Source organism: Desulfobacterales bacterium, assembly GCA_034003325.1.
GTDB lineage: Bacteria > Desulfobacterota > Desulfobacteria > Desulfobacterales > JAFDDL01 > JAVEYW01.
In genome coordinates, this window is sequence record JAVEYW010000002.1 from 49,530 (window position 1) to 69,377 (window position 19,848).

Sequence of the window (19,848 nt, forward strand, 5' to 3'; positions counted from 1 at the left end):
TGCTCTCACCGGTCAATCGAGATGACATGGACGGTAGAATCGCCGCACTCCCATTGAATGTCAAAATCATAGATACGGGTGCCGAAACGCTTTTTGGCCGGCTTTTCCTCATAATAAGCGGGCCTCGGATCGGATTGAAGCAAGCCGGTGATGAATGCCTTGAGGTGCGGCAGCTCTCCTGCCAGGCATCGGCAGCGCTCCTCGGCGGCAGTTGAAAAGATAACGTCAAATCGCTTTTCGGGCGGACTTGCGGCAAAGCCGCCGCCGGCCGCAGGAAGGCAATCCGCATAAGGGATATAGGGCTTGATATCGAGCACCGGGGTATCGTCCAGAAAATCCCCCCCTTTAAGATGAAGCTTCAGCACACCGTCCACATACCGGATGCCGTCAAGCGCCACGGCGGACATTCCGATGGGGTTTGGCCGAAAACCGGACCGGGTCGCAAACACGCCGATGCGTTTATTGCCGCCCAACCGTGGCGGGCGGACGGTGGCACGCCGGGCGCGATGGTCAATGTCATGGAAAAGAAATACCACCCAGATATGAGAAAACGCCTCCAGCCCCCGAAACGCTTCTTCCCGGTTGTAGGGCGGAAGCATTTCCAGTATGGCTTCGGCCTGCGACACAAGCCCCGCCTGCCGGGGAATACCGAATTTTTCCTTGTAGCAGGATCGAATCACACCAATGGGTTCAAAGGTTATCATCATATCGCCGTCTATCCGGGCACGTTGCCCTGCTGCTTTCTGCGCTCAATTTGAAACAGCGTGGCACCGACCGGCGCAAAGGATAACAGGACGGCATTTAAGACCGGAATCAGAAACAGCAGGCCGAACCCGAAATGAAACGGCAGGGTGTTGAGCAGAAATTTAAACCGTTGTTTAAACGGCGCCAAGCTACGGGCTTCGGGTAAGTCCGTGTTGTCCCATGCCAGAAAGATCACGGCCAAACACGATGATATAACTGAAATAACCGGGGCCAGCGGGGTAATCCAGCTTGCTACCGTCAGAATGGTCAATAGCCCTATGGGTAAGATCGCGCGGGGAATCTCCTGCATGATCAATTGGGCGAACTGATGCCAAAAACTTTCCGTTGATGAACTCGCAAGTCCGCCGGTAATCATTTTCTCGGTGATTTTGGACATGGCATCCATGATCAGCACACTGAACAAAAGTTGTGAAACCAAAAAGCCGATAAGGGCTGAAACGCCAAAAAGCAATAGAGAAAGAAGCCACGAAAGAAGATGCCATACCCAAAGGAGCCACTGGCTTTCCGGTACATTCCAGAGCAGGGAGAGAATATCCTGGCGATGCAAAACCAAGATGCTTCCGAGAATGACCGTTAAAATAAACAGCGCAGCAAAGCGGACAAATCCCAGAAAAAGCAACTTCGGCGTTCGCAACCCAAGCACCAACCCTCTAAAATTATAGCTTATTCCGCTTAAAAAGCCCATAGTTTGGTCTTCCGATTTCGCAGCGCGCTATCCCATACGACAGGGAAGAATGTTTCCTTTTCGGCAGACATCTTCTCTTTCCTCATATCGCTTTTGTCGCTTGATGGCAACAAGGGACCTTCAAATAGAATTCATTCCCTGGACGTTGCGTGATAGCGCATTAATATTACAAGTTATTTTTTTAAGCGCGTCTCGTCATGGTTGCTTTCCGAACGGGTTTGATATTATGATCAACCCAAGGCTGTTCCGCTTGAAAAAAACCGATGAATCCTGAAACCGAACCGTGCAGCAGGGAGAAAGGGGGCAACCATGATGATTAAAAATGAACAGGGTGTTGCAATCAATTACGAAGCCGCCGTCAAGCGCATGGATAAACAGATCATGGATGAACTTCAGGCTAAAATGGCGAATGTGGACGAACACAGCTTTTTCGTGGAATACTGCAAATGCCACCGTGCCAAATTCAAAAAAGAATTTAAGCCCAACACGCCGGATCCGGGATGCTGATAGACGCTCCCCATGATTCAATTCCAAACGAAATAAAACAACCGCAACGCCGCGGGAAAGGGCTTTCTCCCGGCAAGGGCTTATTTTTTCAGGTTTATTTTTGCCATCCGCCGAGCAAGTGCAGGTGAAGATGAAAGATAACCTGCCCGCCGCCCTTTTCAACGTTGAACAGCAATTTGTACCCGGATGAATCGATGCCGTGTTCCTTGGCCATATCCCGGGCCGTTATCAAGGCTTGCGCCACGATGTCGCGATCGCTCTCGGTCAGATCGTTGATGCTGCGAATATGTTTTTTAGGGACGATCAGCAGGTGAACGGGTGCATGGGGATTAATGTCCCGGAATACGACGATCGTGTTATTTTCAAACAACAAGGGGGTGTCGGTTTCACCATGGGAAATCTTGCAAAACAGGCAATCTTTTTCCATTTTTCCTCTCTGCGGCCGAAGGGTGCGGCATTGCGTTATTCTGTTACTTCCTTTTCAATCCACTCCAGAAAAGCGGGATTGCCGTCCTTGATTGGCAAGCTGACGATACAGGGAATCTCGTAGCTGTGAAGCGCTGTTACTTGATTAATGACCTTTGCCGCCAGGGCGTTGGTGGTTTTTGCGATAAGAATGACTTCCATATCTTCCTGAATGGCATCGTGCCACCAGTACATGGACTGCATGCCGTCAATCATGTTAACACATGCCACCAAGCGCTCTTCCAGTAATTTTCGGCCTATTTTCTTTGCCTCCTCGATATTGCCCACTGTGATATAAATAACTATTTTTTCCATGTCACTCCCCTGCCCGGGTATGTCGAAGGCTTGAATTAAAAACAACATCGCTTTTGGTTGTCAATGTGCCACGAAAACAATTTCGCGTCAATCGGCGATGACCCCCTCACCATATTATTATATACCCAAAAAAACAGATATCCATTGAATTTTTAAATAAAATATGCCATCTGTTCCCCGTGCGCGCTTTCAAGATGCTGCTGCGCTGTTTCCACGACCAAGATGAACCCACCCTCTCAATCTGCGAAAGGAAACTGGTATGCATTTATATCAACAGATGACGTTAAAAACCCGCTTGTTCTTAAGCTTTTTAATTTGCGCCCTGGTCATTGCCGGTGTTGGCGGTGTTGGCGTTCATTCTATGAGCAAAATGGAACGCGCCACAACCGCCTCCCTATCAGCAACCGCGCTTGAAAATTTGAGTATGCTGAGCGCGCAGCTTGAAAAAAGAATCATCCTATGGGCTGTTGCATCCATTCTCATGGTGCTGGGCATCGGGTATTTGCTTTCCGTAACCCTTTCCCGGCTGATCGGGAATCGCCTTTCCGAATTGTCCAGCGAAACCGTTCACATGGGTTCCGCCGCGCTGGCTTTGGCGGCGGTTACCCATGAGCTATCCGGCGGCGCCAGTCGCCAGATCGAATCCATTGCGAATACAAGCGGGCTTATAACGGAACTAAACGAGTTAACCCGCGGAACAGCCATGGCTGCATCCAAAGCGGACTTGCTGATGAAGTCCGAACTTGCCGCCAGTGGTGAAAAAATGGGCACCCTGGGAAAAGAGTTGGGCAAGACCCTGAACCAGGCAATTTCCGCGAGTGAGGAAACACAGAAAATCATCAAAACGATTGATGAAATTGCCTTTCAGACCAATTTGCTTGCGTTGAATGCGGCCGTGGAAGCCGCCAGAGCGGGGGAAGCCGGCGCGGGATTTTCCGTTGTGGCCGAAGAGGTGAGAAATCTGGCGCTTAAATCCGCTCAGGCGGCTCAAAGCACAGCCGCGCTGATTGAAAATACGGTTGGCCAGGTGCGGGAAGCCGGAACGAAAAATAATCAGATTCATGATGAAGGTGGAAATAACTACCGAATCCTGCAACGCCTGGCGCATATCATTAAAGAAATCGCCGAAGCGGCGAGCCGGCAGGTTCAGGGATTAGAGGCGCTGCGGGTGACAGTGGCGGATATTGAGAAAACAGCCAAAGCCTATCAGAATCATGCGGATACTTCGAATTTAAGCGCCAAGGGAACGGCAACGGTCAGTCAACAGGTTCAAGAAGTGGTTGCCGCGCTAACCGTGCTGGTGAACGCCAACAATGGAAACCAACGACCCCTATCCGCGCCAACAGCCGAAGAAGAAAGCAAACCGGCAACCCTTATAACGGTATGATTCGACTGTTATCAACGAATACCCCTGCGGTTTGTTTAAAGGATGCACCCGGCGAATCCGTTGTCGTAGAAAAGAAAGCAGCGACGACCGGCCGGGAGCCGCTGCTTCTCTGCCGACAGTGCCGGCAGGTGATTGCCCGGCCGAGCGATCGAATCAGCGTGAACGGTGCCCATCAGCATATTTTTTCAAACCCGCAGGGGCTGGTCTATGAGATCGGCTGCTTTCAAAGCGTCACCGGTTGTGCTTATGCGGGGCCCTGGTCAAACGAATTTACCTGGTTTGCCGGGTATTCATGGCGGACCCTGGTATGCACGGGCTGCCTTTTCCACTTGGGCTGGTCTTTTAGCTCGGGCGGCGGTAGCCATTTTTACGGTTTGATACTGGATCATTTGATCAGCCCGCCATAACGAAAGCGACTCTTCCCGGGTTTCAGACCGGCCTGCCGATTCGCTTTGCTTTGGATACAACTGCGCGGAGCGGTTCCATGATTTCCGCGATGCGAAACAAAGACCCGACGCCCGCCAACACGGCCAGAAACATCATCCCGGTGGCACCGCAGACCAGGATATAGCCCCAAAAAGAGGTCGCCTCCAAGCCTGCCAGTGCCGCGCCCTTGAACCATGCCAAAAAAATCCCGGTCAGAATAGCCAACAAGGTCATGCCGCCGTAAAACAGGGGCACCTGACGGGCTTCCCGGTTGTCGCTGCGCCGGTTCCACAGGGTAAACAGCAGACTTGCCTGCAGCATCGCCGAAACGGCGCCCGCCGAGGCGATGCCCACCGGGCCGAAGGCGCGCATGGCAAGGTAGTACACCGGCAGGCTCACCAGCACGGCAAGGGTAGTGAAAAGGGTGGGGAACCAGGTGTTTTGAGTGGCGTAATACCCTCGAACCACAAGGGTTTGGGCGGCAAAACCGACGGCGCCGGGCATCATGAACATCAGCATTCTGGCCGTTTGGGCCGTATCCGCGGCGTGGAATTTTCCCCGCTCAAACAGAATGGCCACCACTTCATGGCGAAGTACCATGACCAGCGCCGCCACCGGAATAATCAATGCCAGATACCGCAAGGTTTGATTTAAAAGCCGGTTCGCCTCATGAAGGTTATTTTCCGCCACCATTTTGGATAAAAAGGGGTAGGTGGCAGCCCCCACGGCCTGGCCGAAGACGCCTACCAATACCTGCATCACCCGGTTGGCATAATTAAGGCCCGAGATACTGCCGGCCGGCAGAAAAGAGCCGAAAAAGCGAATAAACAACTCATGGGAAAACGCCATGGTAAGCCCGAACATCAAGGGGAGTGTGATTTTAATGTAATTGACCAGCTCAGGGTGCCAAAGCTTGAGCGTAATGCTCCATTTCATGCCGAGCAGTTTCGCGCCCCGGTATTGTAAGGCGAAATTTCCTAAAAAAGCGCCGGCCAGAACGCCCCAGGCAAACCCGACCATGCCCAATTGCGGTCCCAGAAGCAGGCCGCCCAGAATAATGCCGCCATTATAGATCAGCGGCGCCAGCGCGGGCAGGAAAAATTTTTCCTTTGCAAACTGCACGGCCATGAACATGCCGCCAGAAAAAAAGAGAAACTGCGCCGGTAAAATGATCCGGGTCATCGTGATCACCATTGCCGTGGCGGCCGGATCATTCCAGCCGGGAGCGGCCAGGGCGATCAGCTCGGGTGTAGCCCATTCACACACAACGAGCAAACAGATCAGCAACAACCCGAACCCGTTTAAGATGATGGAAAACACGCGCCACCCTTCGGCTTCCCTGTTTTGCGCGACGTATTTTGAGAAGATGGGGATAAAGGTCAGGGATAAAAATCCGCTCGCCACGATGTGATTGAGAATATCCGGAATGATGAAGGCCACCTGATAGGCGTCCACCGCCACACCCCGGCCGCCGATATAGGCAATGACGCTCTCACGAAAGATACCGATCACGCGGCTAGCCATCACCGAAGCCATCATGATCAGCGAGGCGATGCCGATTTTCTTTTTCAGGGAAGCGCCCATGTCAGCGTTTCAGCCGTTTTTTGCCACAAAAAAGGTAGAGGCCGGACGCGCCGTCCGAGCAGGCCAGGGTCATATTCAACCTGTCCGCGAGCGCGACGGCCAAGGAGGTAGGCCGGGAGTAAGCCAGAATGACGGGTATTTTTGCTCTGGCCGCTTTTTGAACCAGTTCATAACTGATTCTGGATGATAGGATCAGCAGTTTTGCCAACGGTAATCGCCGATCCAAAAAAAGCTTGCCGACGGCTTTGTCCAGTGCGTTATGGCGGCCGACATCTTCGGCGATACTTAAGCAGGTCAAGCCGGCATCGTATATGGCCGCCGCATGAGCGGCCCGGGTTTGCCGACGAAGGGGCTGCTGTCCGGATAATGCGTCAAGACAGGCAAGTGCCTTTTGTATGTCAAATACGGTTTCATCCGATAGGGGCTGAAGCTCCTGATATAAATCCGAAACCACCTCTTTTCCGCAAATACCGCAACTGGTCTGGCTGATATATTCCCGCCGGTCGAGTTTATCGGGAATGTGCTTGCGTCTCTCCGGTGTCAGGGTGGCGGTGACAACGTTGGTGTTTTCAGCCTCACAAACGCCCAAAGAGGCAAAATCCTCGGGCCCATCCACCACGCCTTCCGCCAGAAGCAGGCCTGCTGCCTGAGCGATTTCATCGCCCGGCGTCCGCATGACCACGACATAGGGCTTGCCTTCCAGGCGGATAGCCAATGGCTCTTCGGAGATGAGCCGGTCAACGGCGGTTTCTCGGCCTATCGACGGCCCCCAGTGGGTAGCCGGATGGGAAACACTTGATTCCAAGCAATAGCTCCTATTCGTTGCTCAAGATTTTCACCGAATCATTGATTTGAATATCACCGCCGCGCAACACCTTGGCAAACACGCCTTCTCTCGGCATGATACAATCGCCTGCCTGGAAAAAAATGGCGCATTTTTTAATGCATTCCTTGCCGATCTGTGTGATTTCCACCATTGCCGTTTTTCCCAACCTGACCCTTGTGCCGATGGGCAAGGTTTTCCAGTCGATGCCGATGGTCGCGATATTTTCCGCGAAATCACCAAAGGTCACATTCAGGCCTTTTGCTCTGGCGCTATCAATACTCTCGGCGGCCAAAAAACTGACCTGCCGATGCCAATCCCCACCATGAGCGTCGCCTTCCATTCCAAAATTTTCAATCAGCCGAGCTGCGTTAATACAGCTTTTGCGCGTTCCTTTTTTCTTGCTAACGGCAATGCTGACAATTTTCATAGTCACCAGCCTTTCAAGCGCGCTTGGTGTTTTTTATTTACACCACACCTCTTTTTTTCTATATCGAATCGCCGATGCGTTCAATACCTGCGACGTTTATTTTTGGGTCCCATCGGAACTGGTTCCCGTTTGCAGGATATTCATTCCCACGTAGATGTAATGCAGGCCGGATAAAGTAGTAAAGCATGCGGTCAACCAAAAGAAAACGGGAAGTGCGGCATTCAGATAGTTGGCCTCATGGCGAAGCAATGTCATGGCGATGGTGACCAACTGCAAGCCGGTGGTGCACTTACTGACAAAGCTGGGAGAAATGCGAAGCCGGGTGTTCGTAAGAGAGATGATAGCGAGCCCCACAAGAATCAGTATGTCGCGGGTAATCACGATCACCACCACCCAGGCGGGGACCATATGCAAAATCCCCAGACTGATAAAAGCCGCTGCCAAAAGCAGTTTGTCCGCGATCGGATCCAGATAGGCGCCCAATACCGTTCGCTGATTGAAAACCCTTGCGATCAGGCCGTCCAGTGCATCGCTGACACCTGCGATAATAAATACCCACAACGCGGTGCCAAACTGTTCTTTGAGCAGCAAAATGACAAAAAACGGGGTCATCAAAATTCGGGCGATAGTTATGATATTCGGTATGCTGATCTGCTTACCCGCGTTTTGCACGGTTGCGTTGCCCCCCCACCTAAAAAAACCGCTCGCTCAGTACCTGCTCGGAACCGACTGCGCGCTATTTGGGAACCAGTGAAAGAGAGATACTATCCTCTGAAATACTCGTAATATTGATACCAAAGGAATCAAAGGATTTCAACATGATCGCATCGGCAAGCGTTTGAGGCGCGCCCTTTAGCTGAACCGAAAGCGTGGCTTCGTTTGGCCTGATGCTGCTGGTTTCAACGTTGCCGACCATGGGCAATTCTTGAAGCAAATTCCGGAATTTGACAAAATTTGCAAGATTACGGGTTCCCTCGATAATCATGATCAAGGTGATATTTTCAACGGCTTTTGGCTGCCATGCGGCCATCACCTGCGGCCCCATGGCTTCCGCTGCCATCTTGCCGACGGTTTTCAAGGCCAAACGGCTACCCGTGATGCCATCGGAATCCATGACAACCGTGGATTTGGAGATTTCCCCGGTTTTCTCTCCAGTTTCTATTCGAAGGGCACGGCCGGCAAATTCTCCCTTAAACGATTGGTGGCTCTCACCCATGACATTGCCCGCGTTTTCGGCCTTGGCCATGCCGACAATAACCATATCAGCCTCAAAAAGCTTTCCGATGGCCGATGCTTCAGCATCGCTGGGAGTGGGTCCTGAAGGCAGGGCGGCGCCGGTAGCGGTTTCCCCGGTCATGGGGGGCAGCCCAATACCATGGGAAATCACTTGAAACCCCAACGCCGTTAACGATTCGGCCATCTGGTTTTCACACGCTTGCTCCAGCACCGCCGCGTCGTCCCCCCACCAGTAATTGGGTGAAATATCTTCCAGGTTCTGTTCGCTGATCAGGAAGAGAACCCGGGGGACGGATTTGTTCTCCCGCAACAAACCGGCGGTTGTCAACTGTTCCTGAAGCATGTCCAAGGAGATGGTCGCTTCCACCAGCACGCGGTATTCCTTGCCGCTTAAAATTCCAGCAAGAACCTTATACCCAAGGACATATTTTTGAGGCTGGTTATAAAGTATCTGGTTGAGGGTCGTAAACCGTTCGATTTTTAAGGGCTGAGGCATCAGCTCACCGGCGGCCAAATCAATCGCGGTGATGAGACTGTTTGAAACCGCCTGGTTTCTGGCGGCATCCACGTTGTCCGAATACACGTTGCTAAAACCAAGCACTTCCACCACGGTCTGATTTGTGGGGGCGCCTCCGGTGGGTTCGGCCGATAATTCAGTTACCCCAACGCCCATCAGATAGGGCAAAACAAAAAAAAGAAGGATGGTGTTCCGTCTTTGTGCCATATCATTTCTTCCTTCCTTTATAAGGGAATCAGAAAATGTCAATATACCTAACGCTGACTATTGCCCGCAACCCCGTAGGGGCGAACCTGTGTGTTCGCCCTTTATTTGTTTCTTATCAGTGCGTAATCCGATAGAGATATCAGCAAATCCCGTTCTTTCAGCGGCTCAAAACCGGCCAGCGCCGATTTTGCGGCAGCCACATGGGCGAGTGCTTTTTTCCGGGTATAGGAAATCCCGCCGTAATCGGTCAGCAGACCGACAAAGGTGATAAAGTCATCCATTCCCACATCCTTGTTTCCGATCATTTGCACCATGCGATCGCGGTCCGCCGAATCGGCCGTGGCCAGGCTGTATATTACCGGCAAGGTGAGTTTTCCTTCCTTAAGATCCGCACCGATCGCTTTTCCAAGGGTTTGGGGGTCCGCCGTGTAATCCAGCAGGTCGTCAGCCATTTGAAACGCCATGCCCAGATGATACCCGTAGGTTTTGAGGGCGGTGGCCTGTTTATCGCCGGCTTTGGCCAGGAGTGCGCCCGCGTGACAGGCACCCTGAATCAAGATAGCGGTTTTCCGCCGAATCACTTCCAGATATTCCGCCTCCGAGAGATCAAGTCTGCCCCGGTTTTGAAGCTGCTCGATTTCTCCCTGGCTCATCAATTCCGTAATTTCGGCAATCACCGCGATAATTGCCGGATTTCCGGTGGCTGCAGCAATGGACAAGGATCGGGCCAGCAGAAAATCTCCGGTCAATACGGCGGTTTCATTACCGAACACCGAGTGGGCGACCGGTTTTCCGCGACGCAAAGAAGCACCGTCCACCAGGTCATCGTGTAGCAGGGTGGCAGCGTGAAGGTATTCAAAGATAGTGGAAAAGGTGAAGTCGGCCGGTTTATTGCGTCCGCACAATCGGGTGGACAGGATGGACAGAAGCGGCCGCAACCGCTTGCCGCCGGCAAAGAGAATGTGCCGGGCGGTTTTTTTTACCAAACCCACCTGCGGTGTTAAATTTTCTTCAAGGGCAACTTCTATGTCCGCCAAATCCGGGGCTACCGCTTGAAGGATTTCATTTTTTACGGCGGACTCTTTTTTATTTTGTTTCATATGGTTTCACTTACCACATCATACTCCAGGGTATCAATAACGCGCACTTGGGCAAAATCGCCGGGTGCCGGCCGAGTCTTAGCGCCTCTGAGATGAACATAAGTGGTGCCGTCCACTTCCGGCGCCTGAAGCGCATGCCGTCCGGCAAACAAATTTTCTTCCAGAGACTCTTCTATCAGAACCGTCAGTGTTTGCCCGAGGTATTTTTCATTTTTTTTCTCGGAGAGTTCACGCTGACATCGCATGACTCGATTGCGCCGCTCCTTCGCGATTTTCTCGGTTACCCGGCCACGGAGCCGATGAGACGGCAGATCCTGCGAATCGGAATAGGTAAAGCACCCGAGATTGTCAAACTGAATTGTTTCCATAAAAGAAATCAGGGTGTCCACATCTTTGTCGGTTTCTCCGGGAAACCCCACCATGACGGTTGTTCGTAAGGCCGCGTTCGGTGCAATGGCCCGAATCGTTTCAAAAAGGCGGTACAGATCCCTTTGGCGGTACCCGCGGCCCATGCGTTTTAACAGCCGGTCGTCCGCATGTTGAATGGGAATATCAAAATACGCGCACAGGTTATCCCGCTGAGCCACTGTTTGAATCAATGATCTATCCAGGCGGCTCGGGTGGCCGTACAAAAATCGAATCCATATGGCTTCGGATAAATCGGAAAGCTGAAGCAGCAGATGATTCAAATTTACCGCCGGGATAAGATCCCCACCGTAGTCAGTCGTGTCCTGGGCCACCAGTACCAGCTCCTTGACACCGGCCCGAATAAGCGTTCGGGCCTCTGCTATCAAGTCCTCAACCGGTCTGCTGCGATGATTTCCCCGTAGCGCGGGAATAATACAATAGGTGCACCGGCTGTCGCACCCTTCCGCGATTTTCAAATAGGCCGTGTGGGCGTCGGTGGTGACTCTGGGCAGATGGGCCGTTGTTAATTCGGTCCGGTTCGGGTCCGGCAACAGGCACATGCCGGGCCTGAGCGTATCCTGCACGGCCGTTTCAATCTGTTCGTATGCGCCGGTTCCAAGGAAAAGATCGACTTCGGGCAGGCTTTCGGCAATCTCTTCCCGGTAACGCTCGGGCAGGCACCCCGTCACGATCAGTTTCCGGCAGGCGCCGGTCCGCTTAAATGCCGCAAGCGCCAAAATGGTGTCAATGGATTCGTTTGCGGCCGGCTCGATGAAGCTGCACGTGTTGACAATGATCACCTCGGCCGCTTCGGGCGCATCGGTGATGGCCCACCCCCGTGCCTGCAACCGGCCGAGCATCATTTCGCTGTCCACCTGATTTCTGGCGCAGCCGAGACTAACCAAATGTAATTTCATAATGATATCTTAAGACTTACCGGAAATAATCTATTTATAAAAAATAGTGATTTTTATAGTTCGCTAAAATTAAAGTCAATTTAAAAAGGCAGCGCGATGCTTGCCGATCATGGGCTACCCCGACCTCTTTTGAAAACAAAATTTTTCTTCCGAGTGGGATTTGGCGATTCAAGCAATCTGCCGAACGAATGCGAAGGCATGGCAGGGAAAAGAATTAAGGACATGGCATGATGCAACGAATCTTTGCCATATCAATGTCCGCGATACGTTTGGCGCCGATCAAAAACATGGTGGCCTTTATTTCTTTTTTAACGGCTTCGATTCGTTCCGCAACAGCGGACATGGATATTGTCGCCGGCCTGAGAAACGGCATGGCCATCCCCACCATCGCCGCGCCCATGGCCAGGGCTTTCACCATTTCCATGCCGTTTCGAATGCCACCAGAGGCGATGACCGGAATATTCACTGCCTTTATACAGTCAGACAAGGAGTCGGCGGTCGGTATTCCCCATTCGAGAAAAAGTCCGGCCTTTTTGCTGCCCCTGTATTGCTCGACCTTGGCCCACGAGGTGCCGCCGGCACCTCCCGTATCAATACAGGCAACCCCCGCATTTTCCAGCTTTTTGGCAGTCGCGGCACTCAGTCCGCAACCGGTCTCCTTGACGATGACAGGAAATTCAACCTGCCGGCACACGCGTTCAATGGCGGCCCATATGTTCGCCCAACCGGTGTCTCCCTCGGGCTGGCATAATTCCTGCGCGGCATTTAAGTGAATGGCCAAGGCATCGGCCTCAACTGTTTCCATGGCCCGCTTGAGTTGATCGGCACCAAATTCCTTGAGCTGTGACGCGCCGATGTTTCCTGCTAAAAAGATGGTGGGCGCCGTATGGCGAATGCGATAGGTATCCGTTAAGGCCGCATTCAGCATCATGACTCTTTGAGACCCGAGCCCCATGCCGATGCCGCATTGCTCGGCCGCACCCGACAAATTCTCATTGATGCGACGGGCTTCTGCAACACCACCGGTCATGGCCTCGATGAATACCGGTGCGGCGAAATTTTTACCTAATACCGTACAGGACAAATCGATCTCGGACAGATTCACTTCTGGAAGCGCCTCATGAATCAGTTCGTATTTTTCAAATCCATTTGTTTTTTTAAAGGATACATCTTCTTCCAGGCATATTCGAATATGCTCGCTTTTCCGCATAAACACGGTTATCTCCTTAAGGGGTGCCCGATCAGGGTCGAGCCGGTTTTTTAAAAAACGGCCATGCGATTTAGAGTCCGTATCCGTCACGGTGCTCCATCGCCCCAACGCGCGAACAACTCATGAGGTATCCCCATGTAATCAAATACTTTTCCGATGGTATGATCGATGATATGCTGAATGGTTTTCGGCTTGTGGTAAAAGGAGGGGACCGGCGGCAAAATGAGCGCGCCCATGTCCGCTGCCATGGTCATCAGCCGCAAATGCCCTTTATGCAACGGGGTTTCCCTGACGAGCAGGACGAGCTTTCGTTTTTCTTTCAGCGTGACATCCGCCGCCCGTACCAACAGATTGGTTGCATAGGAATTGGCGATGCCGGAAAGCGATTTGATGGTACAAGGCGCAACGATCATGCCATCGGTCAGAAACGAGCCACTGGAAACAGCCGCGGCCAAATCGTTATCATCGTAGGCACGGGTTGCCATGGCGGCCACCGCTTCCGGGGTATAATCGGTCTCAATGCGAATCGTGTCCCTGCCGGCGGTTGAGACAATCAAATGGGTCTCAATATCCGTATTCTGAAGAAGCTCAAGGATGCGAACGCCATAAATGGCGCCGCTGGCTCCCGATAGTCCGATAACGATTCGTTTGGGCATTAGGCGAAGCCTTTCACCGTTGGTTATGGCGCAAAAGAAAAGATTACGGTTATTCGAATGAAACCCGCTGAATAATTAACGCCGTAAGTTGCCGGCTGTTGGCGTTGACGGTTCGAATGCCTTCCGCGTCGAGGTTATTCCAGTGAATTCCTGCGGTAACCACAGTCCGGGTGTTCAGCTTCGCGGCTAAGGTGGTGGCGGTTGCCTTGGCCAACTCATCTTCCTTATGCCCCGGAAAACAGAAGACCGAGGCCGTTGCGCTCATGCGTGTCGAATCCTTGAGGCTGGGCCGAGGCTGAGCAACAGCCACTGCCCCGATATGGGGTTGTTGCCCCCCCCAGACAGCCACCAAAACATCCGCACCGATCATTCGCACCGCAGCATGAAGATCGTAAGCGCCCGTCTCTGTCTTAACAATGAAGTCCATCTGATTCCTTGCCCGATACATTTAAAACCGGCGAAAGAGGACAACCGGCTTAATTCTATACCAGTAAAATGAAAGCCACGGCAATGGAAAATCGATGCGCACCCGTGTTGAGGGAGTTGTCGCGTCAATGAAAATCCGCTATAAAAAAAGCATGTTCAGAAGCCACTTTTTCAAAATAAGGAAATCAACAAATGCGCCCCCTTCCTTTCAACCGTTGCTATTGGGTTGTGCCCGGCTTATTGATGGCCGGATGCTATCCGGGGTCTAAAAACGAGGCCGTCGCTCGAAGCCGCCTTAACAATCTGCTGAATCACGGCATTCGTCATGTCGTTAATTTAATGGAACCGGATGAACAAGATCACGCCGGCCAGCCGTTTGCACCGTATGAATCGCTATTTTCATCCCTTGCCGAATCCGAAGGGGTGGAAGTGACGTTCAGCCGCATGCCGATCAAAGACTTGAGCGCCCCCGGTGCGGATCAAATGGTGGCGATCCTTGATACCATTGATCAACATGTCGATACCGGCAAACCGGTTTATGTTCACTGCTTTGGCGGAAGAGGCCGGACTGGAACCGTGATCGGCTGCTATTTGGCGAGGCATGGCCATGCAGTGGGAAAACGCGTTCTTTGGACCATTCAGAAACTGAGAAAAAACGTATTTGATTTCAACCTGGCATCCCCGGAAACACTTCGGCAGATCGAACTGGTTGTTTCCTGGGGAAAAAATGCGTGACGGTTCACCGGATGCCTATACGCCGACCGGACGCCACACCCCCTGATGCTGCCAGACGCGGGAAAAATCCGCACCCACCGGCAACAGCTTGTCGCCAAGACGGCTCGGATCGATCTCAATGTGTTCCGCCTCAAACTCGGGATCCCACGGCTCGATCGTTATGCCGCCTTCCGCCAACGGAATAAACCGGGGCTGAATCGGCATGCCCCAGGGCCGGTTTGCGATTTCTCTTAAAAGGGTCTCATGGCTGTTAAATTTGGTAAGAGCTTGCAAGGTGACCATGGTGGGAGGTCTCAAGAGAATACGGCCTGATAGGTTCGCTTCAAGCCCTTCTATCGGGGTGACCCATATGCCGTGAGTGGTTTCCAGCGCATCCGGCAGGCAAGTCTGATCCGGCGGCATGTCGGCCACAAAAAAGCGGGTGTCATAGCGGCGCTTGATTTCAAGCGGCGTGACCCAATGGGCCCACCGGTTTAACCGGCCCAGCTCCAGACACCAGGCGTTTTCCGATATGAGGGCATGAAACCATCCCGGCCGAAAATCACCCGCTTCCCGCCGCCGGTTGGCTTGCGCCAGGCTCTCCGAGGTCGATCCGTTTGAGTGCGCCAGCAACACGCCGGCTTCCTCAAAGGTCTCACGAATGGCGGCCACCCCATAGGCCAGTGCCTCCCGAGAGTCCAGCCCGCCGCCCAAGTGCTGCGAAATGGTTTCCACATTCATATCCGCATGCGGCAGCCACTTTTCAGCTTCACCATCGATGGCATCCACCATACCGCCCGGAAAAACGTAATTGCCCGCCATCAATCTGCTTCTGGCGCTTCTTTTCAGAAGGTAAACTTCGAAGCCGACCGCAGCCGGCCGGGTAAGAATGATCGTAGCGGAAGGCGTTGCGGCCGGGAATGACTTGGTCATGAAAAATCTCCTCCGAATCGTATTCAATAATAAGCAGATAGCTATGCGAAGAAAATGTCAAGGACAAAAAAATAGACCTTGATCTGATAACCCAGATCTGCTCAAGGCCGTGGTTTAAACGTGCATGCGATTGCCTGGATGTTGCCGTGGCGTGCTATTTTTCTGTCGTCCATCCTATGTCTTTTCACACCGGCTGCCTTGCCCGGTCAAGTTGCAGCGCGACAGGCAACGGCAAAATCTTCCGGATAATGTCCGTTGATCCAGCGCAGTTGCGCTTCGCTGAAAGCGCCCGGGGATTCCGGCAGGCGCGGCAGGAACACATATAAGAGCCGCTGGTCCGAATCAGCGGCGTCAAATCGTTTGGCGTACTCGAAGATGGTAATCATTTGCGCGCCTAAGGCCGATAGCGCTTTGACGGCAGTCAGCATCGCGTGATCCAGGGATGCGCGCGTTTGCGTGGCCGTTTCCAGAATGTTGCCCACGGGTGCGAGCGTCATTAAATTCAGCTCCCATTGGGAGGTTTGCGCTTTGGGCACAAATAGCATGCAATGGGCATCCTCGTAAACGATCAGGCTGCGCTCCCCGGAAGGATTGGCATCCATTCGCGTGTTGTTGCGAATCGCCCGAATATAGGTGTCGAAAAAGGGTTTGCCGGTTTGGTGGTAATAGTCCTGACAGAAGGCCTGAATCTGATCGCCGCAGGCATAGGAAAAAAGAGCGGCTTCCTCATTTTCTGTTGACAGCGCCCGGCGCATGCGGCCTGGCAGCAACGCAAATTGCTGGTGAATCTGCTGGTGCGAAGCGTGCAGCCGGTAGCGGCTCGGCGCGTAATCGAACCCGAAATTCCAGCCCCACAAGGTGCCGGTAAAGGGAAGTTCTTCCGAATCGGGCACGATCATTTTATCCGCTATTTTTTGCCGAAGCGTCTCCAGTTCCACGGGTGTGAGGGCGCGGCGCGTGGCCGGGATGTCAATCCCCAGTCCTTTCGCCATGCGGCTATAGGTGCGCTGGTAATAAAGCTGGCGCATGCCGGTCATATCGGAAAGACTCAGATCCTCGATGCGGTATCGAATGCAGTCCTGGGCCATATTCGCGGCAAAATGACCCCACGGAATATAGCTGTTGGCCCGAAGGTATTCCCAGACATGGCTTTGCCCGTCGGGGGACCGGCTTTCACCCACGATCTCACTGCCGCCCTGAGCGCCGGGCCGCAATACCATGGCCTCCTTATACGCGGTCGGCAAATAGAAATTATTGGCCAGCACTTCAAAAAGCGTTTGGTCATAAATTACGGGGCGCATGACGTTGCCGGTGGATTCATATCGCAGTCCCATCGGTTGGTGCGTTTCGGAATCCAGAATAACGTCGCAACACAGTGCCGCCAATTGCTTAAGATCTTCAGGGTCCGTGCTCGTTGCGGCAAGGGCCAGCTGAAGGGGGTACGGCAGGACCTTAAAATGAACCGCTATCTCCTTTTCTTTCAATCCGTCTTTCAGCGATTGGGAAAAGGAGATGTGCGGCGGTTTCGGCAAACCGATGGAGTACGGTGCGCGGGCCTTTTGGTCCGCCCATTTTTTCAGAATATAGGTGGTGCCTCGGAATGGAAAAGCATTGGGAACCTCGTAGACGTGTTCGGCGTTCGCCACCGGAACAGCGCCGGCCGGAAAATTGGCCGTGTTGTTTAAAACCCGGCCATTGGATGTCTTCCCCAGCGCCATGACGGCATCGGTCTTACGAAAATTTTCAACGACATATTCAGGTTGATGGACGCCGTAAAAAAACTCGCCAGTCGGCGCCACACAGGATTGCAACCGCATGAAATTTAACTCCTTATGGATTTGCCATCATAGGCTGCGGCCAAGCGCTTCCGCCTCGCTGATGGCGTGCATCAGAATCCGCGGGGATTTGGCGTCTCCGATCACGTGCACCGGCATACCCATCCCCTTAAACCGTTCCAGGGGTTTTCGAATGGCGCTCATTTTTTCCGCAATCACCACCGTATCAAAGCCATTCAACTGAATATCCTCTCCGGCTGACCGGAACCGCACCCCGTCAGCCAGAAAGGCCGTAATGCTTGCCTGCTTGAACAGCTTTACCGCATTTTGTTTCAGCCGATTGCGAAGATAGTATCGGTCATTTGCGGAAAGCTCTTCGGCAAAATGCCGCTTTCGATTCAGCACCACGACCTCTTTTCCTTTTTCCGCCAGAAAATCAGCCGCCATGAGACCGGCTTGACCGCCGCCCAATACGATGATCCGGTCTCCAGCGCCTGCCCGGCCCTCAAGAATGTCGGTAACCAGATGCAGGGTCATTTGTGTCTGAAACAAGCCCTTGATCATCGGCATTTCGGGAAGCGCGCCCGTGGCGACAACCACTTCCTCGGGTTGCAGGGCCGAGATGCGTTCAGCAGATAAGGACACATTGAGGCAAATCTGAACGTTCAACCGCTCCAACTCTTTGATAAAAAAGGTTACAATATCCATGATCTCGCCGCGACCGGGCGAAAAGGAGGCGATGCGTGCCTGACCGCCCAAGTGCCCCCGTTCTTCAAACAGCATCACCTCATGGCCGCGAAGCGCCAGCATGCGCGCGGCAGCGAGACCGGCTGGTCCCGAACCCAGGACCAGAATTTTTTTGGCTCTCTTCACTGGCACGGTTTCCGTCAACCGGTATTCCCTGCCCACATCCGGGTTAACCACGCAGGCGCCGGGTTCCTGCTGAAACACCGAATGAATGCACCCCAGGCAACATCCGATGCAGGGTCGAATGCGGCCGAACTCTCCGGCCATTGATTTTGCGGGAAAATCCGGATCAGCCAGAAAGGACCTGCCCATCGCGACCATATCGGCCTTTCCTTCTTTGATAAGCCGGTTCGCCATTTCAGCGTGCTTGATCCGGCCCACCGCGATAACGGGAATCGACACCACTTTTTTGACCGCTTCGGCCAGATGCGCAAAACACCCGTGCGGGGAATACATGGGCGGAATCGTCAGCTCACTGCCCCCGTAAACCCCTGCGGAGACATGAAGATAATCCGCGCCTTCTCTTTCCAGAATAACGGCCAGAGCCCGGGCGTCGTCCAGTGTCCATCCGTCCTGAATATAGTCCTCCCCGTTCATTCGAACCCCCACGGGCATTTTATCCCCGGCGGCCTGCTGAACGGCTCGAAACACTTCCAATAAAAACCGAATGCGGTTTTCAAATGACCCGCCGTAAGCATCCGTTCGATGGTTGGCGTTGGGGGAAAGGAATTGACCGATAAGATACCCGTGGGCCGCATGGATTTCCAGAAAATCAAAGCCGCCGGCCCGGCATCTTTTGGCCGAAGCTGCAAACGCCTGTACCAGCTCGTGAATTTCCGAAACGGCCAGCGCCCTGGGAATCCCCTTGGCCAAGGCCGGCGCGGGGATCGCAGACGGCGCCACCTTGTCCGCGTGCATGCATTGCCTGCCGCCGTGCATCAATTGCACACCGAATCTGGCGCCAAGAGGCCGTACGGCCGACGTCATTTTTTGCAGGGCCGGAACACACCCGTCATCCCATAATCCCGGAAGATCCGGCGCTTCGATGCCGTCCGCCCGGACGGCGCCTCCCCCTACCAGCATCATGCCAACCCCGCCTCTGGCCCGAGCAACAAAATATTGCGTCAATTGCTCGGTGACATAATTATGATCATCCACCCCGAAATTAATGCTCATAGCGGACATCAGCAACCGGTTTCGTGCCGTCATGGGTCCGATGGTAATCGGCGAAAAGAGATGCTTCAAAATGGACATAACCTGCCCGCCTTTTTGAAAAATGTGATAGGACTAAATCGTGTGGCCATAATGTGTCTCCGCGGGCCGGCAAAGGGAATCGAATGCATGCCGGTTTTTGCAGGATACACGACACTACGAAAAACAAGATTTTTCTGTCAAGCGGTTTAAAAAAAGCCGGGATGACAAGAAAAGGGAATGGTCATAAGGACAAGCTGTATTCATTCGTTAGGGTGGATACTTAATATCCACGAAAAAGCCTCATCATCGGCATTTTTGGGTAATAAATATCCATCCGACACCAAGCGTCAACTGAAACAAAATCGATTCAACCGCATATCGATTCAGTCCAATTATAGGCCATGATCATGGTTTAGGCCAC

At 53.0% G+C, this 19,848-nt stretch carries 21 protein-coding genes; 4 read left to right on the top strand and 17 right to left on the bottom strand.

Going from position 1 to position 19,848, the window contains the following annotated elements:
- Nucleotides 1-5 precede the first annotated feature (5 nt).
- Both tsaA and RBT11_02300 read right to left on the bottom strand, forming a co-directional pair.
- Nucleotides 6-707: a tRNA (N6-threonylcarbamoyladenosine(37)-N6)-methyltransferase TrmO gene (gene tsaA, locus RBT11_02295; protein MDX9785579.1), complete on the bottom strand. Its 702-nt coding sequence runs from the start codon at nt 705-707 to the stop codon at nt 6-8.
- Nucleotides 708-715: 8 nt separating this feature from the next.
- Entirely contained in the window at nt 716-1,450 is a 735-nt protein-coding gene (locus RBT11_02300) for an EI24 domain-containing protein (GenBank protein ID MDX9785580.1), read from the bottom strand.
- Nucleotides 1,451-1,759: 309 nt separating this feature from the next.
- On the opposite strand from RBT11_02300, the gene RBT11_02305 reads away from it, so the two are divergent.
- Entirely contained in the window at nt 1,760-1,957 is a 198-nt protein-coding gene (locus RBT11_02305; protein ID MDX9785581.1) for a hypothetical protein, read from the top strand.
- Between the two features lie 94 nt (nt 1,958-2,051).
- On the opposite strand, the gene RBT11_02310 is transcribed toward RBT11_02305, so the two are convergent.
- Together RBT11_02310 and cutA are read right to left on the bottom strand one after the other, a co-directional pair.
- The gene (locus RBT11_02310; protein ID MDX9785582.1) at nt 2,052-2,384 is read right to left on the bottom strand and encodes an HIT domain-containing protein; all 333 of its coding nucleotides are present in this window, start codon (nt 2,382-2,384) and stop codon (nt 2,052-2,054) included.
- 35 nt (nt 2,385-2,419) lie between these two features.
- A complete protein-coding gene (gene cutA / locus RBT11_02315; protein MDX9785583.1) occupies nt 2,420-2,737 on the bottom strand; it encodes a divalent-cation tolerance protein CutA in 318 nt (105 codons plus the stop codon).
- A 259-nt stretch (nt 2,738-2,996) separates the two neighbouring features.
- Here cutA and RBT11_02320 point away from each other — a divergent pair, with 259 nt between their 5' ends.
- Entirely contained in the window at nt 2,997-4,124 is a 1,128-nt protein-coding gene (locus RBT11_02320) for a methyl-accepting chemotaxis protein (protein ID MDX9785584.1), read from the top strand.
- The gene (locus RBT11_02325) at nt 4,121-4,531 is read left to right on the top strand and encodes a cereblon family protein (GenBank protein ID MDX9785585.1); all 411 of its coding nucleotides are present in this window, start codon (nt 4,121-4,123) and stop codon (nt 4,529-4,531) included. Before RBT11_02320 ends, RBT11_02325 begins: the two co-directional genes overlap by 4 nt.
- A 22-nt stretch (nt 4,532-4,553) precedes the next feature.
- Here RBT11_02325 and murJ read toward each other — a convergent pair whose 3' ends face one another.
- The 10 genes from murJ to RBT11_02375 all read right to left on the bottom strand — a co-directional run bounded on the left by murJ (nt 4,554) and on the right by RBT11_02375 (nt 14,065).
- Nucleotides 4,554-6,134, bottom strand: a complete 1,581-nt coding sequence (gene murJ, locus RBT11_02330; GenBank protein ID MDX9785586.1) for a murein biosynthesis integral membrane protein MurJ — start codon at nt 6,132-6,134, stop codon at nt 4,554-4,556.
- A 1-nt stretch (nt 6,135) separates the two neighbouring features.
- On the bottom strand, nt 6,136-6,939 hold the full coding sequence (fdhD, locus tag RBT11_02335) for a formate dehydrogenase accessory sulfurtransferase FdhD (GenBank protein ID MDX9785587.1): 804 nt from the start codon (nt 6,937-6,939) through the stop codon (nt 6,136-6,138).
- Between the two features lie 10 nt (nt 6,940-6,949).
- Nucleotides 6,950-7,387 (bottom strand): MOSC domain-containing protein, encoded by a 438-nt coding sequence (locus RBT11_02340; GenBank protein ID MDX9785588.1) that lies wholly within the window; start codon nt 7,385-7,387, stop codon nt 6,950-6,952.
- 96 nt (nt 7,388-7,483) lie between these two features.
- Complete coding sequence (gene pgsA / locus RBT11_02345) at nt 7,484-8,059, bottom strand: CDP-diacylglycerol--glycerol-3-phosphate 3-phosphatidyltransferase (protein ID MDX9785589.1); 576 nt, start codon at nt 8,057-8,059, stop codon at nt 7,484-7,486.
- A gap of 64 nt (nt 8,060-8,123) precedes the next feature.
- Nucleotides 8,124-9,347 carry a hypothetical protein gene (locus RBT11_02350; protein MDX9785590.1) on the bottom strand — a complete coding sequence of 408 codons (1,224 nt, stop codon included), beginning with the start codon at nt 9,345-9,347 and terminating at the stop codon, nt 8,124-8,126.
- Nucleotides 9,348-9,448: 101 nt separating this feature from the next.
- Nucleotides 9,449-10,447 carry a polyprenyl synthetase family protein gene (locus RBT11_02355; protein MDX9785591.1) on the bottom strand — a complete coding sequence of 333 codons (999 nt, stop codon included), beginning with the start codon at nt 10,445-10,447 and terminating at the stop codon, nt 9,449-9,451.
- On the bottom strand, nt 10,444-11,772 hold the full coding sequence (gene rimO / locus RBT11_02360; protein MDX9785592.1) for a 30S ribosomal protein S12 methylthiotransferase RimO: 1,329 nt from the start codon (nt 11,770-11,772) through the stop codon (nt 10,444-10,446). The genes RBT11_02355 and rimO overlap by 4 nt, the downstream gene beginning before the upstream one ends.
- 214 nt (nt 11,773-11,986) lie before the next feature.
- Entirely contained in the window at nt 11,987-12,982 is a 996-nt protein-coding gene (gene fni / locus RBT11_02365) for a type 2 isopentenyl-diphosphate Delta-isomerase (GenBank protein MDX9785593.1), read from the bottom strand.
- An 86-nt stretch (nt 12,983-13,068) separates the two neighbouring features.
- Entirely contained in the window at nt 13,069-13,638 is a 570-nt protein-coding gene (locus RBT11_02370) for a UbiX family flavin prenyltransferase (protein MDX9785594.1), read from the bottom strand.
- Between the two features lie 49 nt (nt 13,639-13,687).
- Nucleotides 13,688-14,065, bottom strand: a complete 378-nt coding sequence (locus RBT11_02375; GenBank protein MDX9785595.1) for a hypothetical protein — start codon at nt 14,063-14,065, stop codon at nt 13,688-13,690.
- A 191-nt stretch (nt 14,066-14,256) separates the two neighbouring features.
- Here RBT11_02375 and RBT11_02380 point away from each other — a divergent pair, with 191 nt between their 5' ends.
- Nucleotides 14,257-14,799 (top strand): dual specificity protein phosphatase family protein, encoded by a 543-nt coding sequence (locus RBT11_02380; protein MDX9785596.1) that lies wholly within the window; start codon nt 14,257-14,259, stop codon nt 14,797-14,799.
- Nucleotides 14,800-14,814: 15 nt separating this feature from the next.
- On the opposite strand, the gene RBT11_02385 is transcribed toward RBT11_02380, so the two are convergent.
- From RBT11_02385 to RBT11_02395, 3 genes are all read right to left on the bottom strand, one after another.
- Nucleotides 14,815-15,711 carry a hypothetical protein gene (locus RBT11_02385; GenBank protein MDX9785597.1) on the bottom strand — a complete coding sequence of 299 codons (897 nt, stop codon included), beginning with the start codon at nt 15,709-15,711 and terminating at the stop codon, nt 14,815-14,817.
- A 206-nt stretch (nt 15,712-15,917) separates the two neighbouring features.
- Nucleotides 15,918-17,528, bottom strand: a complete 1,611-nt coding sequence (locus tag RBT11_02390) for a hypothetical protein (GenBank protein MDX9785598.1) — start codon at nt 17,526-17,528, stop codon at nt 15,918-15,920.
- Nucleotides 17,529-17,555: 27 nt separating this feature from the next.
- A complete protein-coding gene (locus RBT11_02395) occupies nt 17,556-19,487 on the bottom strand; it encodes an FAD-dependent oxidoreductase (protein ID MDX9785599.1) in 1,932 nt (643 codons plus the stop codon).
- Nucleotides 19,488-19,848 lie beyond the last annotated feature (361 nt).